Source organism: Kitasatospora sp. NPDC029312 (assembly GCF_055569215.1).
In genome coordinates this window covers 94,729-111,641 of record NZ_JBVHXY010000026.1, presented here as the reverse complement: position 1 = coordinate 111,641, position 16,913 = coordinate 94,729, and the positions used below count along the sequence as shown (strand labels likewise).

Annotated in this window: 13 protein-coding genes; 8 read left to right on the top strand and 5 right to left on the bottom strand. The window is 72.1% G+C overall.

Annotated elements, in window-relative coordinates; genetic code table 11:
* Positions 1-45: 45 nt before the first annotated feature.
* Positions 46-294 carry a glycosyltransferase gene (locus tag ACZ4WV_RS22045; RefSeq protein ID WP_465749207.1) on the bottom strand — a complete coding sequence of 83 codons (249 nt, stop codon included), beginning with the start codon at positions 292-294 and terminating at the stop codon, positions 46-48.
* Between the two features lie 325 nt (positions 295-619).
* Positions 620-1,060, bottom strand: coding sequence for an SRPBCC family protein (locus ACZ4WV_RS22040; RefSeq protein ID WP_465749205.1), 441 nt, complete (start codon positions 1,058-1,060; stop codon positions 620-622).
* A gap of 102 nt (positions 1,061-1,162) precedes the next feature.
* On the opposite strand from ACZ4WV_RS22040, the gene ACZ4WV_RS22035 reads away from it, so the two are divergent.
* Positions 1,163-2,056: a HipA family kinase gene (locus tag ACZ4WV_RS22035; RefSeq protein WP_465749203.1), complete on the top strand. Its 894-nt coding sequence runs from the start codon at positions 1,163-1,165 to the stop codon at positions 2,054-2,056.
* Positions 2,057-2,271: 215 nt separating this feature from the next.
* Here the strand turns inward: ACZ4WV_RS22035 and ACZ4WV_RS22030 are convergent, their stop codons facing one another.
* The 3 genes from ACZ4WV_RS22030 to ACZ4WV_RS22020 all read right to left on the bottom strand — a co-directional run bounded on the left by ACZ4WV_RS22030 (position 2,272) and on the right by ACZ4WV_RS22020 (position 6,583).
* Positions 2,272-3,756, bottom strand: coding sequence for a S8 family peptidase (locus ACZ4WV_RS22030; RefSeq protein ID WP_465749201.1), 1,485 nt, complete (start codon positions 3,754-3,756; stop codon positions 2,272-2,274).
* 244 nt (positions 3,757-4,000) lie between these two features.
* Positions 4,001-5,119 carry an amidohydrolase family protein gene (locus tag ACZ4WV_RS22025; RefSeq protein WP_465749199.1) on the bottom strand — a complete coding sequence of 373 codons (1,119 nt, stop codon included), beginning with the start codon at positions 5,117-5,119 and terminating at the stop codon, positions 4,001-4,003.
* Positions 5,120-5,122: 3 nt separating this feature from the next.
* Entirely contained in the window at positions 5,123-6,583 is a 1,461-nt protein-coding gene (locus ACZ4WV_RS22020; protein ID WP_465749197.1) for a type I glutamate--ammonia ligase, read from the bottom strand.
* A gap of 560 nt (positions 6,584-7,143) precedes the next feature.
* Between ACZ4WV_RS22020 and ACZ4WV_RS22015 the strand changes: the two genes are divergently transcribed.
* The 7 genes from ACZ4WV_RS22015 (at position 7,144) to ACZ4WV_RS21985 (ending at position 16,759) form a co-directional block, all read left to right on the top strand.
* Entirely contained in the window at positions 7,144-8,919 is a 1,776-nt protein-coding gene (locus ACZ4WV_RS22015; RefSeq protein ID WP_465749195.1) for a 3-hydroxyacyl-CoA dehydrogenase family protein, read from the top strand.
* Positions 8,920-9,116: 197 nt separating this feature from the next.
* Entirely contained in the window at positions 9,117-10,067 is a 951-nt protein-coding gene (locus ACZ4WV_RS22010) for a TetR family transcriptional regulator (protein ID WP_465749193.1), read from the top strand.
* Positions 10,068-10,434: 367 nt separating this feature from the next.
* Positions 10,435-11,805, top strand: a complete 1,371-nt coding sequence (gene ccrA / locus ACZ4WV_RS22005; RefSeq protein WP_465749191.1) for a crotonyl-CoA carboxylase/reductase — start codon at positions 10,435-10,437, stop codon at positions 11,803-11,805.
* A 10-nt stretch (positions 11,806-11,815) separates the two neighbouring features.
* On the top strand, positions 11,816-13,846 hold the full coding sequence (locus ACZ4WV_RS22000) for a protein meaA (RefSeq protein ID WP_465749190.1): 2,031 nt from the start codon (positions 11,816-11,818) through the stop codon (positions 13,844-13,846).
* Positions 13,847-13,889: 43 nt separating this feature from the next.
* Entirely contained in the window at positions 13,890-14,852 is a 963-nt protein-coding gene (locus tag ACZ4WV_RS21995; protein WP_465749189.1) for an HpcH/HpaI aldolase/citrate lyase family protein, read from the top strand.
* A gap of 11 nt (positions 14,853-14,863) precedes the next feature.
* Positions 14,864-15,367 carry a MaoC family dehydratase gene (locus ACZ4WV_RS21990; RefSeq protein WP_465749187.1) on the top strand — a complete coding sequence of 168 codons (504 nt, stop codon included), beginning with the start codon at positions 14,864-14,866 and terminating at the stop codon, positions 15,365-15,367.
* 189 nt (positions 15,368-15,556) lie between these two features.
* Positions 15,557-16,759 carry an acyl-CoA dehydrogenase family protein gene (locus ACZ4WV_RS21985; RefSeq protein ID WP_465749185.1) on the top strand — a complete coding sequence of 401 codons (1,203 nt, stop codon included), beginning with the start codon at positions 15,557-15,559 and terminating at the stop codon, positions 16,757-16,759.
* The last annotated feature ends 154 nt before the right edge of the window (positions 16,760-16,913 follow it).

Below are 16,913 nucleotides of genomic sequence, written 5' to 3'. Positions count from 1 at the left end.
CAGCTGGCTACCCGTCCGCGTTTGGGCGTTGTGAGGGGGGACCATTTAGGGCCCGAAACCCGGCACGCTCCGGCGCCCCCGCCGGCCCTGGGGGGGGGGGGGGGGGCCCCCCCCCCCCTCCCCCCCCCAGTCCCGGACCAGCGCGCCCACCGCGGCGGCCTCCTCGGCCAGCCGGCCGCCGCCCGGGCAGGCGACCAGCACCCGGTGCCCGGCCTCGCGCTGCCCCCGGACCAGATCGACGACGACGCGGGCGACTCCGCCGTCCACCGGCTGCGAAATGTGAAGGATCGTCATATGCACGGTTGGCGAGCCTAGGGTGGCTCCCCCGTGCGGGGAGGTCCCCGTCACCCGCAGGTGGCGGGCCATCCACCCGTACGGCTTTCAGATCGTACGGGTGGACGGGACGCTCGAAACTCCGGTCGATTCACCGGCTTCACCGGCTTCACCCGCTTCACCGGAACCGCCGGGATCCGTCCGGGGATTCGCGGGGAGGTCCGCCGGGGCCCGTCTCGATTCCGGCGGGACTGCGGGCGGGTTCCGGCGGCTGGTTCCGGGCCGGACTCCGGGCGGGTCCGGCCGGGCTCAGCGGGCCTCAGCGGATCTGGGACCTCAGCGGACCTCAGCGGACCTCGGCCGCCAGGTTCGCCAGCACCTGGTCGTGGATCCGGTTCAGGCCCTTGGGAGCGAAGGTGCGCTCGAAGAAGCCGCCGATGCCGGTCGCGCCCTGCCAGGTGGCGGTGACGGTGACCTTGGTGCGGCCCTCGCCGGCGGCCGCGACGGTCCAGGTGATCACCATGCTGGAGTTGGCGTCCCGCTCCACCAGCTGGTCGGGCTTGGGCGCCGAGACGGTGAACAGGCAGTCGCGCACCCGCTTCTCGGTGGCCTGGAGCTTCCAGTGCACCTGGGTGCCGGCGCCGGTGCCGCCGACCCGGACCTCGTACTCGCTGTACTGCGCGGGCAGCAGCTTCGGGCGGGTCACCTGGTAGTCGGCCAGCGCCTCGTACACCCGCTCGGGGGCCGCGTCGTAGACCCGCTCGGTGGTGGCCTGTACCTGTCCCATGACCTTGCTCTCCTCGTCTGGTGGGCACCGCTCTGGCGTACCGCTTCCCGGCAAGCCAATCACAGGGGCGGGCCCGCGACGCGGCGGGATAGGGTGGCCGGTGTGCTCGATCTGGTGACTGCGCTGCGCTACGTGGACCCGCTGCGGGCCGGCGGCTCGGTGCCGGGCATCGTGGAGACCGACGACCTGGGAACGTACGTGGTCAAGTTCACCGGCGCCGCCCAGGGCCGCAAGGCGCTGGTGGCCGAGGTGATCGTCGGCGAGCTGGCCCGTCGGCTGGGGCTGCGGGTGCCCGAACTGCGGCTTGTGGACTTCGATCCGGCGGTGGCCGAGGACGAGCCCGACACCGAGATCCAGGACATGCTCAAGGCCAGTGCCGGCCTCAACCTGGGGATGGACCTGCTGCCCGGTGCGCGGGACTACCGGCCCGGGATGGTCCCGGTCGACTCCGCCGAGGCCGGGCGGGTGGTCTGGCTGGACGCGCTCACCGGCAACGTCGACCGCACCGTGCACAACCCCAACCTGGTGGTCTGGCACCACCGGCTCTGGCTGATCGACAACGGCGCCGCGCTGATCTTCCACCACCGCTGGGCCACCGCCGGGGCCTCGGTCGGCAAGCGGTACGACCTCAGCGCCCACGCGCTCGGCGGCTCGGCCCCGGACGTCCGGCTCGCCGACGAGGACCTCGGGCCGCTGGTCACCGTGGAGCTGCTGACGGAGGTGCTGGCGCTGGCCCCGGACGAGTGGCTGGCCGACGAGCCCGGCTTCGACTCCGCGGACGCCGTCCGGCAGGCCTACGTCAGCCATCTGGCCGCCCGGGTGGTGCTCTCGGAGGAGTGGCTGCCGGAGAGCTTCGCCACCCCCGAGCAGCTGCGCGAGGCGGAGCGACGGCGCGCGGCCCGCACCCGGGCCGGTCGCCCGGCCTGGCTTCAGGACGTGCCGGACCTGCACGGCAAGCCGTCGGTGGAAACGGTGTGGGAGCACCACTTCGAGTGAGGGCGAGGCCCTGAGGCCGCTTCCTGGAGCCGGGCTGTCCCGGGGTGGAGCCGGCCGGACCCCTGGCGCGCCCTGCGTTGCAACGCGAGTGGGGAGCGGGACCATGGGCCCCGCTCCCCGGCTCAGCGTTCGGTGCTCAGCGCGTTCTGCTCAGCGTTCGGTGCTCAGCGCTTTGTGCTCAGCACGTCGGTGCTCGGTGCGTCGTGGTGGGCGCCTCAGCGCCACCACTGGACCGCCTTCTCGGCGTTGATGATGCCCGCGCCGTAGAAGCCGTTGTCGTCCACGCCGCCCTCGCAGGTGGCCTTCCACTGGCCGGTGCCGCCCGGGTTGAACTCGCCGGTCGGGCAGCCGTGGGACTCCGCCTGGTTGGTCAGCAGCTCGGTCAGCTCGTCCGGGCTCGCCCACGGGAAGGTGGAGGCGAGCAGCGCGACCACACCGGTGACGTGCGGGGTGGCCATCGAAGTGCCCTGCATGTAGCCGTACTTGTTGCCCGGGATGGTGGACAGGATCCGGCCGTTCTTGTCCGGGGTGTTCGGGATCTGGTAGCGGGCGTCGCCACCCGGCGCGGCGACGGTCACCACGCCCTTGCCGTAGCTGGAGTAGTACGACTTCTCACCGTTGACACCGACCGCGGAGACCGCGACGACGCCGGGCAGCTCGGTCGGCAGCGACAGGCAGTCCTTGGTGACCGGGCGGGTGCCGGGGGTGCTGTCGTCCGGGCTGGAGACGTCGGTGGTCTTGTGCGCCAGGTCGATGTTCTCGTTGCCCGCGGCGGCGACGTTGAGGACGCCCTTGCGCTGCGAGAACGCGACGGCCTTGCGGACGGCGTCCGTGATCGCGGCCTGGTCCTTGTCGTTCTGGCAGTTGAACATCCACGGGTCGACGTAGTAGCTGTTGTTGGTCACCTTGAAGCCGTGCTCGCCGGCCCACACGAAGCCGCAGATCGCGTTCTCCGGGTAGATCATGCCGGCGTCGTTGACGACCTTGACCGCGGCCAGCTTCACGTTCGGGGCGACGCCGATGACGCCCTTGCCGTTCTGGGCGGCGGCGATGGTGCCGGCCACGTGGGTGCCGTGGTCGCTGGTGGTGGGCTGCCAGGCCTTCCAGTCGGTGTTCGGCGCGCCGTCGAGGCAGGACACCGACTGCGAGGCGTCCACGTTGGCGGCCAGGTCCTCGTGGGTGGCGTCGATGCCCGAGTCCAGGACGCCGACGGTGACGTTGCGGCTGCCGAGCGAGAGCTTGTGCGCCTTGTCGACACCGATCTGGCGCATGTCCCACTGGTTGGGCTCGTACGGCTCCTGGCCGGCGGCGGCGGCACCGACGGGCTCGGCCGCGACCTCGGCCTTGCCCTGGTCGGCGGCGGTGATGCCCTTGGTGCGGCTGGCGCCGACCGAGTCGACGCCCTTGGCCAGGCGCAGCTTCGCCGCGAACGCGGTGTCGTTCGAGCGGGCGATCACGACGCCGATCTGCTCGTACGAGTGGACCACCGTGCCGCCGAGGCCGGTGACGGCCTTCTCGACCTTCTGGACCTGGCCGTGGTTGGCCTTGGTGTTGACGACGTAGCTGAGCAGCGGACCGGTCGTCGAGTCGCCGGTGGGCGCCGCGACGGCGGTGCCGGCCGGCAGCGCGAGGGCGCCGGCGGTGGCGAGCACGACGCCCACCGCCGCGTACCGGGTCCGGCTGATCCGAGGAACTCTCATTGGGGTTGGCCCTCCCGAGTCGTCAGGCGGCAGCTGCGGTGTGACAGATGCGCCGGGAATGACCGGGACGTTAATGAATATTCACTGATATGCGCAAGAGGTAGTCATCTAATCGTCACATCTCAACCAACAGCGGAAGTTGGGAGTCCGCGACTGAACAGGGAAAACAGGGTAAAGATTGTTAAAAAGTGATGGTTCGCCGACGAGTCGACGGGCGTGACCGCTCGTTTCCGAGCGGACCGCGTCAAAGCCCGTACAGTCGACGGGCGTTGTCCGCGGCGACCATCCTCGCCAGGCGCTGCGCGTCCGCCTCCGAGCAGGCTCCGTCGGCCCGCCACTCGGCCAGCAGCGCACCCAGTCCGTGTCGGAACTGAGCGGCGCCCACCAGGAACAGTTCGGGCAGCCCGTAGGCGTCGGTGGAGAACAGCAATTTGCCGAACGGCGCGAGTTCCAGCATCTCACCGAGGACGGCGGCCACCCGCGGCCCGGTGTAGGAGGCCGTCAGCCCGAGGTCGGTGTGGACCGTCGGGAAGGCCTGGGCCAACCAGGCGGCCTGCCGGTGGTACGGGTAGGCGTGCAGCAGCACCAGCGGAACGCCGCTCGGCTCGGCGGCGCGGACGAAGTCGGTCAGCAGGGACGGGTCGGCCCGGTGCAGGGTGAGGTCGGGATCGCCGAAGCCGGTGTGGAGTTGGATCGGCAGGCCGAGCTCGGCGCAGACGTCCACGGCCGTCCAGAGCAGGTGGTGCAGCAGCACCGGATCCTCCAGCCGGCCGAGCCCGCCCCGCAGCCGGCTGCCCGCGGCGGCCACCACGGCGGCGCGCGCGGGCCGTTCGGCCGGCACGGCCAGGCCGTGCCGGTAGGCCAGCACCGACTTGACCGCGACGGCGTTGCCGGCGGCCGCCGCGAGCGCCTCGCCGACGGCCCGGGGCCAGTCCCCGGCGTCGGCCGTCACCGCCTCGGCGACCGTCTCCAGCCGGACCACCTCGCGCACCGTCGCCCCGGTGACCCCGGCGAGTTCGGTCAGGGGCAGCAACTCGTGGCCGGCCGCGGCCGTCAGCCCGGTGTCCACCAGGTAGGTGTCCAGCCCGGCGGCGGCGAGCAGCCGCCGGGTGGCCTCGGCGGCGCCCAGCTCGCGCCGCCGGGCCAGGTATTCGGCGGCGGGGGTGTGCGCGGGCAGGCCGAGCGCGGGCGGGCACCAGCGCCGCACCGCCAGGCCGATCGCGCTGTCGAAGGGCGAGCAGCCGGGCGCGGGCGGCCGGTCCGACTCGGTGAGCAGGCCGGCCAGGTCGTCTTCGGCGAGTTCGGCCGCCACCACGCTGTGGCAGTGGTGGTCGACCAGTTGGGGAGCCTCCAGCCGGGGCACCGGTCAGTACCGCCAGCGGGTGGCCGCGATCAGCTGCTCGGGCCCGACGTCCGCGTACTGCTCGGCCTCGGCGCGCCGCACCGCCAGCACCGCCTGGTACAGCGGCTCGCCGAGCGCCTCGCGCAGTACGGCCGAGCGCTCGTAGGCGGCGATCGCCTCGGCCGGGCTCTGCGGCAGCCGGGGCACCGTGCCGGGCTCGGCGACGGCAGGGTCCCCGGTGAACTCCGGTGGCAGCGTCCGGCGCTGCTCCAGCCCAGCGAGGCCGGCGGCGAGCACCGCGCCGACCGCCAGGTACGGGTTGGCGGTCGCGTCGAAGCACTTGACCTCGGCGTTCGCCGCGGCGGCCCGCTCCCCGGTGGAGCCGGTGACCAGCCGCAGCGCGGCTTCCCGGTTCTCCAGGCCCCAGCACTGGTAGGCGCCGGCCCAGTGCTGGGGCACCAGGCGCAGGTACCCGGCCGGGCTGGAGCAGCCCAGCACCAGCAGTTCGGGCAGCGCGTCGAGCACCCCGGCGAGGAAGCCCTCGGCCTCGGCGGTCAGGCCGTGCGGCCCGGGGCCCCCGTGGCCGAGGTTGCGGCCGTCCCGCCAGAGGCTGAGGTGCAGGTGCCCGCCGTTGCCGACCCCGCCGGGCTCGACCACGGGGGCGAAGGAGACCCGCAGGCCGTGCTTGGCGGAGACGGCGCGGATGGTGTGGCGGACCAGCACGGCCGTGTCGGCGGCGCCGACCGGGCCCTCGGGGGCGACCGAGACCTCGAACTGGCCCGGGGAGTACTCGGGGTGGATCTGCAGCACGCCGAGCCCCTGCTGGCCGAGGGCGCGCAAGACGTCGCGCAGGTAGTCGGAGAGGTCGGTGAGCCGGTGCATCCCATAGGCCGGGCCGTGCGTCGGGTACTGGGGCGCCTCCTGCGGGGGCCCGTCCAGGGCGACCACCCACTCGACCTCGATGCCCGCCTTGAGGCTCAGCCCGCGTGCGGCCGCGGCGGCCTCCATCCGCCGGGCGAACAGCCGCTGGCAGCCGGGGTGCGGGCCGCCGGCCTGGGTGTGGCGGTCCCCCGGGGCCCAGGCCCAGCCGGGCTGGGCGGCCAGCGGGACGAGCCGGTCGAGGTCCGGGTAGAGCCGCAAGTCCCCGGTGGGGCCGCCGATGACCGGGCTGGTGGTGCTGGCGTCGTCGGCGAGGAAGAGGTCGAAGCAGGGCGCGGTGCCGATGCCCCACTCGGCCGCGTGCACCAGAGCGCCGAGCGGCACCGCTTTGGCCCGGGTGATGCCCGCGTTGTCCACCCAGGTGACGGCCACGACGTCGACGGCGGCGGTGCGCAGTCGGTCGGCGGCCTGCTCCGCCCGCTCGGCGCGCTCGGCCCTCGGGGGCAGCGCGACGGCGGCCGCGAGGGCGGCCTCGCCGACCGGCCCGGCGGGGTCGGCGGGGTCGACGGACCGGTCGGCATGGGCGCTGGCGGTTCCGATGCTCATGTCACCATGCTGCCCCTCACTTTGGGATTCCGTAACTCCCCTATCGGGTGGTCCAAACGGACGACCGTCCTCCCGTTCACCCGTTCGAGGGGAAGCGCCCCGCAGGAGCGGGCCCGAGGCCGCCGGAGGTCGCGCCCCGGGCCCGAACGGTTTTCCGTCCGCGCCCCTTCCTACCGATCAGTAGCTTCGCTACAGTGGCCGGACACGCACCACCGCCGGGCTTCGGGAGCCGCACCGGCGGGAGGTCGCGGTCGCCGCGTCCGCGGCGGGCGCAGTGCGTCTTCACCGGCCGGTGCCGCCGAACGGCGGCCGGCCGGGTTCCTTCCCTCGGATCAGGGTCGCTTCCTTCACCTTCGAGCGCCTGAGCACCACGGCGCACCCCGCAGTTCGGCCGGAGCGGACCGGCCGCTGCCCGGGTGCGCCGGAACCCGTCATCTCCCCAGCCCCCGCGCGTGGACCCTCCTCCGGTGGCGTCCGTCCCCGTCCCCCGTCGCCGTCGACGGGCGCGGCGGCGTGCCCGCCGGAGCACGCGCGGGCCCTTCATGACTAGGAGTCAGGACATGGAGCGTCCCTTTCCCACCGTGGCCGTCGTCGGCCTCGGCACGATGGGTGCCGGCGTCGCCGTGGCGGTCGCCAGGAGCGGCCGCCGGGTGATCGGCATCGAGGCGAACGAGGACTCGGCCGCCCGGGCGCTGGCCCGGATCGAGGCGGCGACCGCGCACGCGGTCGACCGGGAGCGGATCACCGCCGAGGAGCGCACCGCGCTGCTCGCCCGGATCTCGGTCGGGCACGTCCTGGCGGCGGCCGCCGAGGCGGACCTGGTGATCGAGGAGGTGCCCGAGCAGCTGGAGCTGAAGCGGGAGGTCTTCGCCGAGCTGGACCGGATCTGCCCGCAGAGCACCGTGCTGGCCACCGGCACCACCGCGCTGTCGGTGACCCGGATCGCGGCCGCGACCGCCCGTCCGGAGCGGGTGCTGGGCCTGCACTTCTTCAACCCGGTGCACACCATGAAGCTGGTCGAGGTGGTGCGCACCGTGCTGACCTCCCCGCAGACCGCCGAGGACGCCGCGGCCTTCGCCCGCGACCTGGGCAAGGAGCCGGTGGCGGCGGGCGACCGGGCCGGCTTCGTGGTGAACGGCCTGCTGTTCGCGTACCTGAACCAGGCCGCGGCGATGTACGAGTCCAAGTACGCGTCCCGGGAGGACATCGACGCCGCGATGCGGCTCGGCTGCGGCCTGCCGATGGGCCCGCTGGCGCTGCTCGACCTGATCGGCATCGACACCGCGCGCACCGTGCTGGAGGCGATGTACGAGCAGTCCCGCGACCGGCTGCACGCCCCCGCGCCGATCCTCGGCCAGCTGGTCTCGGCCGGGCTGCTGGGCCGCAAGTCCGGGCGCGGCTTCTACACCTACGAGGCGCCGGGCTCGTCCAGGCCGGTGGACGCGGCGACGGGACCGGCGCTGCCGAAGGTGCCCGGCCGGGCCGTCCGCACCGTCGGCGTCTGCGGCTCGGGGACGATGGCCACCGGGATCGTCGAGGTCTTCGCCAAGGCCGGGCACCCGGTGCTGCTGGCGGCCCGTAGCCAGGAGAAGGCGGACCGGGCGAAGGCGCAGCTGGCCAGGTCGCTGGAGCGGTCCGTCGCCAAGGGCCGGATGTCCGCCGAGCAGCGGGACGCCGCGCTGGAGCTGGTCACCCCGGTCGGCCAGTACACCGAGCTGGCGGACGTGGACCTGGTGGTCGAGGCGGTCGCCGAGGACCTGGCGGTCAAGCGGGAGCTGTTCGCCACCCTGGACAAGATCGTCCGCCCGGGCGCGGTGCTCGCCACCACCACCTCCTCGCTGCCGGTGATCAGCTGCGCGACCGCCACCTCGCGGCCGCAGGACGTGATCGGCATGCACTTCTTCAACCCCGCCCCGGCGATGAAGCTGGTCGAGGTGGTCTCCACCGTGCTGACCGCCCCGGACGTCACCGCGACGGTGCTGGAGCTGACCGCGAAGGTCCGCAAGCACCCGGTGGAGTGCGGCGACCGGGCCGGCTTCATCGTCAACGCGCTGCTGTTCCCCTACCTCAACGACGCGGTGCGGATGCTCCAGGAGCACTACGCGACGGTGGACGACATCGACACCGCGATGAAGCTGGGCTGCGGCTACCCGATGGGCCCGTTCGAGCTGCTGGACGTGGTCGGCCTGGACGTGTCGTTGGCCATCGAGCAGGTGCTGCACCAGGAGTTCCGGGAGCCGGGCCTGGCCGCGGCACCGCTGCTGGAGCACCTGGTCGCGGCCGGCTGCCTGGGCCGCAAGACCGGCCGCGGCTTCCGCGACCACGCCCGCCGGTGACCACCGCACAGGCCGGCGGCGCCGCACAGGCCGGGGGCGATGCCGCGCCGCACGGGTCCGCGCCGGCCGCGCGCCCGGGCTGGACCCCGGGGACGGTGTCGGCGCGTTGGCCCAGGCCGGCCGTGACCGGTCCGGTGGCGCCGGTGCGCCGGGGAAGGGCCGCGGCGCCGCCGCCGGGGCCGTGTAGCGTTCCGGACATGGATCGGGTTCAGTCAGCCACCCCGCAGCAGTCCGCCCCGCGGCAGTCCGCGCCGCAGCAGTCCGCCGCGCCGCGCGGCACCGACCGGACGGCCCCCTCGGCCGGCGGCACCGGGCCGGACGGCGGGCCGGGCAGCCGCCGGGCTGCGGCGCAGCGCCAGCAGATGCGGCAGGACCTGGCCGCGGCCGCGATGGAGCTGTTCGCCTCGCAGGGCTACGAGGAGACCACGGTCGACCAGATCGCGGCGGCCGCCGGGGTGGCCCGGCGCACCTTCTTCCGGTACTTCCGGTCCAAGGAGGAGGCGATCTTCCCGGACCATGACGACACCCTCGTCCGGGTGGCCGACCTGCTGGCCAGCGCCGAGCCGGAGGAGCACCCGCTGGACGTGGTCTGCCGGGGCATCAAGGAGGTGCTGCGGATGTACGCCTCCACCCCGGGGGTGTCCGTCGCGCGGTACCAGCTGATCCGTCAGGTGCCGGCGCTGCGCGAGCGGGAGATCGCCGTGGTGGCGCGGTACGAGCGGCTGTTCACGCGCTACCTGCTGGGCCGGTTCGACACCGGCGAGTCGATCCCGTCGGGCTGGCAGCGCGGCGGCGAGGACGACTCGATGCTGGCCGAGGTGTCGGCGGCGGCCGTCGTCGCCGCGCACAACCACGTGCTGCGGCGCTGGCTGCGGGCCGGCGGCCGGGGGGACGTGGAGGCGCAGCTGGACCACTCCTTCGAGGTGATCCGGCGGACCTTCTGGGCGGCCAGCGAGCCGGGGGCCAGACGGCGCGGGTCACTGGTGGCACCCGGTGCCAGTGGAGCTCCTGGGGAGCCGCTGGCGGAGAGCGCACTGAGTGCCAGCCCCGGAGGTGAGGTACTCATCACAGTCGCCCGGACGGACGCCCCGCTGGACGTCGTGGTGGACAGCATCCGCGCCGCGCTGAGTGCCGCCCAGGACCACTGAGGCGCCCATTTCCGCAGGTAGGAGACGTAGCAAGGGCCCGCGCCGGGTGATCGGCGGGGGCCCTTCGCGTACCACCGCCACGCGTGTTCCGCAGCTTTTCCAGGCATCGGAATTCCTGACACCCGGTGTCTTTACGAGTGGCACAGGGTGCCACTACCTTGTTACCCACCAGTCGCGGCGCCGCGGCTCCCCACCTCGGCGCGCCGTCGGCAGGCGTTCCCACACCCCGGGAGCAGTGCAGTCCCGCCCGGACCACCACCGGGCGACAGCCTGACCGCCAACCACCCACCTCAGCGAAGCCGGTGTCCGCTCCCGGCTCCCCCAGACGCCCTGTGACCCTCACACAGGTACGCCTTCGGAGGCAGCCATGCAGGAAATCCTCGACGCGATCCTCAGCAACGACGCCACGTCGGAGGACTTCGCCGCCGTCAAGCTCCCCGAGTCCTACCGGGCGGTGACGCTCCACAAGGACGAGGAGCAGATGTTCGCCGGCCTCGACAGCCGCGACAAGGACCCCCGGAAGTCCCTCCACCTCGACGAGGTGGCCCTGCCCGAGCTGGGCCCCGGCGAGGCCCTGGTCGCCGTCATGGCCAGCTCGGTGAACTACAACACCGTGTGGAGCTCGATCTTCGAGCCGGTCTCCACCTTCGGGTTCCTGGAGCGCTACGGCCGGCTGTCGCCGCTCACCAAGCGCCACGACCTGCCCTACCACGTGCTCGGATCCGACCTCGCCGGCGTGGTGCTGCGCACCGGCGCCGGGGTCAACGCCTGGAAGCCCGGCGACGAGGTCGTCGCCCACTGCCTGTCGGTCGAACTGGAGTCCCCGGACGGCCACAACGACACGATGATGGACCCGGAGCAGCGCATCTGGGGCTTCGAGACCAACTTCGGCGGGCTGGCGCAGATCGCGCTGGTGAAGACCAACCAGCTGCTGCCCAAGCCCAAGCACCTCACCTGGGAGGAGGCCGCCTCCCCCGGTCTGGTCAACTCCACCGCCTACCGCCAGCTGGTCTCGCAGAACGGCGCCGGCATGAAGCAGGGCGACAACGTGCTGATCTGGGGCGCCAGCGGCGGCCTCGGCTCGTACGCCACCCAGTACGCGCTGGCCGGCGGCGCCACCCCGATCTGCGTGGTCTCCAGCGAGACCAAGGCCGACATCTGCCGCGCCATGGGCGCCGAGGCGATCATCGACCGCTCCGCCGAGGGCTACCGGTTCTGGAAGGACGAGAACAACCAGGACCCGCGCGAGTGGAAGCGCCTGGGCGCCAAGATCCGCGAGTTCACCGGCGGCGAGGACGTCGACATCGTCTTCGAGCACCCGGGCCGGGAGACCTTCGGCGCCTCGGTGTACGTCACCCGCAAGGGCGGCACCATCGTCACCTGCGCCTCCACCTCCGGCTACATGCACCAGTACGACAACCGCTACCTGTGGATGTCGCTCAAGCGCATCGTCGGCTCGCACTTCGCCAACTACCGCGAGGCCTTCGAGGCCAACCGCCTGATCGCCAAGGGCAAGATCCACCCGACCCTGTCCAAGGTCTACTCCCTGGAGGAGACCGGCCAGGCCGCGCTCGACGTGCACCACAACAAGCACCAGGGCAAGGTCGGCGTGCTCTGCCTGGCGCCCGAGGAGGGCCTGGGCGTGCGCGACCACGAGCTCCGCGCGAAGCACCTGCCCGCCATCAACCTCTTCCGCGAGCTTGACGAGCGGGACGTCAAGCCCGGCCGGAACGTCTGAGGGACCTCCGATGACCGACCCCCAGAAGCGCGACCGGCCCTGGCTGATGCGCACCTACGCCGGCCACTCCACCGCGCGCGACTCCAACGCGCTCTACCGGCGGAACCTGGCGAAGGGCCAGACCGGTCTGTCCGTCGCCTTCGACCTGCCGACCCAGACCGGCTACGACTCCGACCACATCCTCGCCCGCGGCGAGGTGGGCCGGGTCGGCGTGCCGGTGGGCCACGTCGGCGACATGCGCGCCCTGTTCGACGGCATCCCGCTCGAACAGACCAACACCTCCATGACGATCAACGCCACCGCGATGTGGCTGCTGGCGCTCTACCAGGTGGTCGCCGAGGAGCAGGGCGCCGACATCGCCAAGCTCACCGGCACCACCCAGAACGACATCGTCAAGGAGTACCTGTCGCGCGGGACGCACGTCTTCCCGCCCGGCCCGTCGGTGCGGCTGATCACCGACATGATCGCCTACACGGTCGGCAACATCCCCAAGTGGAACCCGATCAACATCTGCAGCTACCACCTCCAGGAGGCCGGCGCCACGCCCGTCCAGGAGATCGCGTACGCGATGTGCACCGCCATCTCGGTGCTCGACGCCGTCCGCGACTCCGGCCAGGTGCCGGCCGAGCGGATGGGCGACGTGGTCGCCCGGATCTCCTTCTTCGTGAACGCCGGCGTGCGCTTCGTCGAGGAGATGTGCAAGATGCGCGCCTTCGCCCGGCTCTGGGAGAAGGTCACGCTGGAGCGCTACGGCGTCGCCGACCCCAAGCAGCGCCGGTTCCGCTACGGCGTCCAGGTCAACTCGCTCGGCCTGACCGAGGCCCAGCCGGAGAACAACGTCCAGCGGATCGTCCTGGAGATGCTGGCCGTCACCCTCTCCAAGGACGCCCGCGCCCGGGCCGTCCAACTGCCCGCCTGGAACGAGGCGCTCGGCCTGCCCCGCCCGTGGGACCAGCAGTGGTCGCTGCGGATCCAGCAGGTGCTGGCGTACGAGTCGGACCTGCTGGAGTACGGCGACATCTTCAACGGCTCCGAGGTGATCGAGGCCAAGACGGCGGAACTGCTGGCCGGTGCCGAGGCGGAGATCGCCAAGGTGCTGGAGATGGGCGGGGTGATCCCGGCCGTCGAGTCCGGCTACCTCAAGTCCAACCTGGTCGCCTCGCACGCCGCCCGCCGGGCCCGGATCGAGTCCGGTGAGGACAAGATCGTCGGCGTCAACTGCTTCGACACCACCGAGCCCAGCCCGCTCACCGCCGACCTCGACACCGCGATCATGGTCGTCGACCCGGCCTCCGAGCAGTCCGTGCTGGCCGCACTGGAGGACTGGCGCGGCCGGCGCGACGAGGCCGCCGCCCAGCGGGCCCTGGCCGAGCTCAAGGCCGTCGCCGCCACCGAGGCCAACCTGATGCCGGCCACGCTCGCCTGCGCCCGGGCCGGGGTCACCACCGGCGAGTGGTCCTTCGCCCTGCGCGAGGTGTTCGGCGAGTACCGCGCGCCCACCGGCGTCGGCGGCGCGCCCGTCGCGGTGGCCGCCGAACCCGGCGGGGAGCTGGAGCAGGTCCGCGCCGCGGTCGCCGCCACCGCCGAGGAACTGGGCGCCGGCAAGCTGCGCCTGCTCGTCGGCAAGCCCGGCCTGGACGGGCACTCCAACGGCGCCGAGCAGATCGCCGTGCGGGCCCGCGACGCCGGCTTCGAAGTGGTCTATCAGGGCATCCGGCTGACCCCGGAGCAGATCGTCTCCGCCGCCGTCGCGGAGGACGTGCACTGCGTGGGCCTGTCCATCCTCTCCGGCGCGCACGCCGAGCTGGTGCCCGACGTCCTGAAGCGGCTGCGCCGCGCCGGGGTGGAGGATGTCCCGGTGATCGTGGGTGGCATCATCCCGGCAGCGGACGGCGAGGCCCTCAAGGCCGCCGGCGTCGCCGCCGTGTTCACCCCGAAGGACTTCGGCATCACGACCATCATCGGCCGGATCGTGGACGAGATCCGGCTCGCCAACAAGCTCCAGCCGTGGACGCCCGCACCGTCCCCGGCCACGAACTGACCAGCTGACCAGCTGACCACTGGGAAGGAACCGAACCACCCCCATGACGACTGTCAACCGCCTGCGCCCCCGCCGCTCCTGCCTCGCCGTACCGGGCAGCAACCCGCGCTTCCTCGAGAAGGCCCAGGGCCTGCCGGCCGACCAGGTCTTCCTCGACCTGGAGGACGCCTGCGCCCCCCTGGTCAAGGAGAGCGCCCGCCACACCATCGTCGACGCGCTGAACAACGGCGACTGGGGCGGCAAGACCCGTGTGGTCCGGGTCAACGACTGGACCACCCACTGGACCTACCGCGACGTGATCACCGTCGTCGAGGGCGCCGGCCCGAACCTGGACTGCATCATGCTCCCCAAGGTCCAGGACGCCGAGCAGGTCAAGGCGCTCGACCTGCTGCTCACCCAGATCGAGAAGACCATGGGCTTCGAGGTCGGCCGGATCGGCATCGAGGCGCAGATCGAGAACGCCAAGGGCCTGATCAACGTCGACGCCATCGCCGAGGCCTCGCCCCGGCTGGAGACCATCATCTTCGGCCCCGCCGACTTCATGGCCTCGATCAACATGAAGTCCCTGGTGGTCGGTGAGCAGCCGCCCGGCTACCCGGCCGACGCCTACCACTACATCCTGATGCGGATCCTGATGGCCGCCCGCGCCAACGACCTCCAGGCGATCGACGGCCCCTACCTGCAGATCCGCAACCAGGAGGGTTACCGCGAGGTGGCCGGCCGCTCCGCCGCCCTCGGCTTCGACGGCAAGTGGGTGCTGCACCCGGACCAGGTCGCCGCCGCGAACGAGATCTTCTCGCCCTCGCAGGAGGACTACGACCACGCCGAGCTGATCCTCGACGCCTACGACTACTGCACCTCCGAGGCGGGCGGCGCCAAGGGCTCCGCGATGCTCGGCGACGAGATGATCGACGAGGCCAGCCGCAAGATGGCCCTGGTCATCGCCGGCAAGGGCCGGGCCGCCGGCATGGAGCGCACCACCAAGTTCGAGATCCCGGAAAGCTGAGGGCCTGAGCCATGCAGTTCGGACGCACCTACGAGGAGTTCGAGGTCGGCGCGGTCTACAAGCACTGGCCCGGGAAGACCGTCACCGAGTACGACGACCACCTGTTCTGTCTGCTCACCATGAACCACCACCCGCTCCACATGGACACCAATTACGCGGAGAAGACGACGGACTTCGGCCGGAACGTCGTGGTGGGCAACTACATCTACTCGCTGCTGCTCGGCATGTCCGTCCCGGACGTCTCCGGCAAGGCGATCGCCAACCTGGAGATCGAGTCGCTGCGCCACATCGCGCCGACCTTCCACGGCGACACCGTCTACGGCGAGACCACCGTGCTCGACAAGTGGCCCTCCAAGTCCAAGGACGACCGGGGCATCGTGTACGTCGAGACCAAGGGCTACAAGCAGGACGGCACGGTCGTCTGCGTCTTCCGCCGCAAGGTGATGGTGCCGACCGCGACCTACACCAAGGAGCGCGGCGGCGAGCAGCCCGGCCGTCCCGAGCCCCTCGCCTGACACCCCCCTCTGACACCCCCCTCCTGAAGAGACCCCGGACGGGAAGGCCGCCGTCATCGGCCGACCCCCACCCGGACGGGGGCCCTGCTGCCGCAGCCACGCCGGCAGGGCCCCCGTAATCCCCCCCCCCGGGGCCTTCCCGGGGGTCCACGGACTTTCCCACCCCTCAGACCATTTCGGAGCCGCACGATGGGACGCCTCGCACAGACCGACGGCCTCACCGAGATCCAGCGGGACATCCTCGCCACCGTGCGGGATTTCGTCGACAAGGAGATCATTCCGGTCGCGACCGAGCTGGAGCACAAGGACGAGTACCCGACCGCCATCGTCGAGGGCATGAAGCAGCTCGGGCTGTTCGGCCTCACCATCCCCGAGGAGTACGGCGGCCTCGGCGAGTCGCTGCTCACCTACGCCCTGGTGGTCGAGGAGATCGCCCGCGGCTGGATGTCGGTCTCCGGCATCGTGAACACCCACTTCATCGTGGCGCACATGATCAACGCCCACGGCACCCAGGAGCAGAAGGACCACTTCCTGCCGAAGATGGCCGCCGGCGAGATCCGCGGCGCCTTCTCGATGTCCGAGCCCGGCCTCGGCTCCGACGTCTCGGCCATCTCCACCAAGGGGGTCAGGGACGGCGACTGCTACGTCCTCAACGGCCAGAAGATGTGGCTCACCAACGGCGGCACCTCCACCCTCGTCGCGGTCCTGTGCAAGACCGACGAGGGCGGCGACACCCCGTACAAGAACATGACCACCTTCCTGATCGAGAAGGAGGCCGGTTTCGGCCCGAACCCCGCGGTTCCCGGCCTGACCGTGCCCGGCAAGATCGAGAAGATGGGCTACAAGGGCGTCGACACCACCGAGCTGGTCCTCCAGGACGTCCGGATCCCCGCCGACCGGGTCCTCGGCGGCGTCCCGGGCCGCGGCTTCTACCAGATGATGGACGGCGTCGAGGTCGGCCGCGTCAACGTCGCCGCCCGCGGCTGCGGTGTCGCCCGGCGCGCCTTCGAGCTGGGCATCTCCTACGCCCAGCAGCGTTCCACCTTCGGCAAGAAGATCGCCGAGCACCAGGCGATCCAGTTCAAGCTCGCCGAGATGGCCACCAAGGTCGAGGCCGCCCACCAGATGATGGTCATGGCCGCCCGGAAGAAGGACGGCGGCGAGCGCAACGACCTCGAGGCCGGCATGGCCAAGTACCTGGCCTCCGAGTACTGCAAGGAGGTCGTCGAGGACGCCTTCCGGATCCACGGCGGCTACGGCTTCTCGAAGGAGTACGAGATCGAGCGCCTCTACCGCGAGGCCCCGATGCTGCTCATCGGTGAAGGAACTGCGGAGATCCAGAAGATGATCGTCGGGCGCCGGCTGCTGGAGGAGTACCGGATCGCCGAGTGATCGCGGGGCCGTCCGCGTTGACGACCTCCCGCACGGGCGGCCCCCTCTCGAACCGCCGGTCGACGGGCGTGCGGGCCCGTCCCGGCTGAGCGCCGTGCCCCGTCACGGGCCCCGGCCTGGTCCGCCGGGCCCGGCACGGCCCTCCGGAGAGCGG

What these genes read in the sequence shown, in the direction of transcription:
- ACZ4WV_RS22045 (WP_465749207.1), bottom strand. Translation starts at nt 294, where the DNA reads ATGACGATCCTTCACATTTCGCAGCCGGTGGACGGCGGAGTCGCCCGC.
- ACZ4WV_RS22040 (WP_465749205.1), bottom strand. Translation starts at nt 1,060, where the DNA reads ATGGGACAGGTACAGGCCACCACCGAGCGGGTCTACGACGCGGCCCCC.
- ACZ4WV_RS22030 (WP_465749201.1), bottom strand. Translation starts at nt 3,756, where the DNA reads ATGAGAGTTCCTCGGATCAGCCGGACCCGGTACGCGGCGGTGGGCGTC.
- ACZ4WV_RS22020 (WP_465749197.1), bottom strand. Translation starts at nt 6,583, where the DNA reads ATGAGCATCGGAACCGCCAGCGCCCATGCCGACCGGTCCGTCGACCCC.
- ACZ4WV_RS22015 (WP_465749195.1), top strand. Translation starts at nt 7,144, where the DNA reads ATGGAGCGTCCCTTTCCCACCGTGGCCGTCGTCGGCCTCGGCACGATG.
- ACZ4WV_RS22010 (WP_465749193.1), top strand. Translation starts at nt 9,117, where the DNA reads ATGGATCGGGTTCAGTCAGCCACCCCGCAGCAGTCCGCCCCGCGGCAG.
- ccrA (WP_465749191.1), top strand. Translation starts at nt 10,435, where the DNA reads ATGCAGGAAATCCTCGACGCGATCCTCAGCAACGACGCCACGTCGGAG.
- ACZ4WV_RS22000 (WP_465749190.1), top strand. Translation starts at nt 11,816, where the DNA reads ATGACCGACCCCCAGAAGCGCGACCGGCCCTGGCTGATGCGCACCTAC.
- ACZ4WV_RS21995 (WP_465749189.1), top strand. Translation starts at nt 13,890, where the DNA reads ATGACGACTGTCAACCGCCTGCGCCCCCGCCGCTCCTGCCTCGCCGTA.
- ACZ4WV_RS21990 (WP_465749187.1), top strand. Translation starts at nt 14,864, where the DNA reads ATGCAGTTCGGACGCACCTACGAGGAGTTCGAGGTCGGCGCGGTCTAC.
- ACZ4WV_RS21985 (WP_465749185.1), top strand. Translation starts at nt 15,557, where the DNA reads ATGGGACGCCTCGCACAGACCGACGGCCTCACCGAGATCCAGCGGGAC.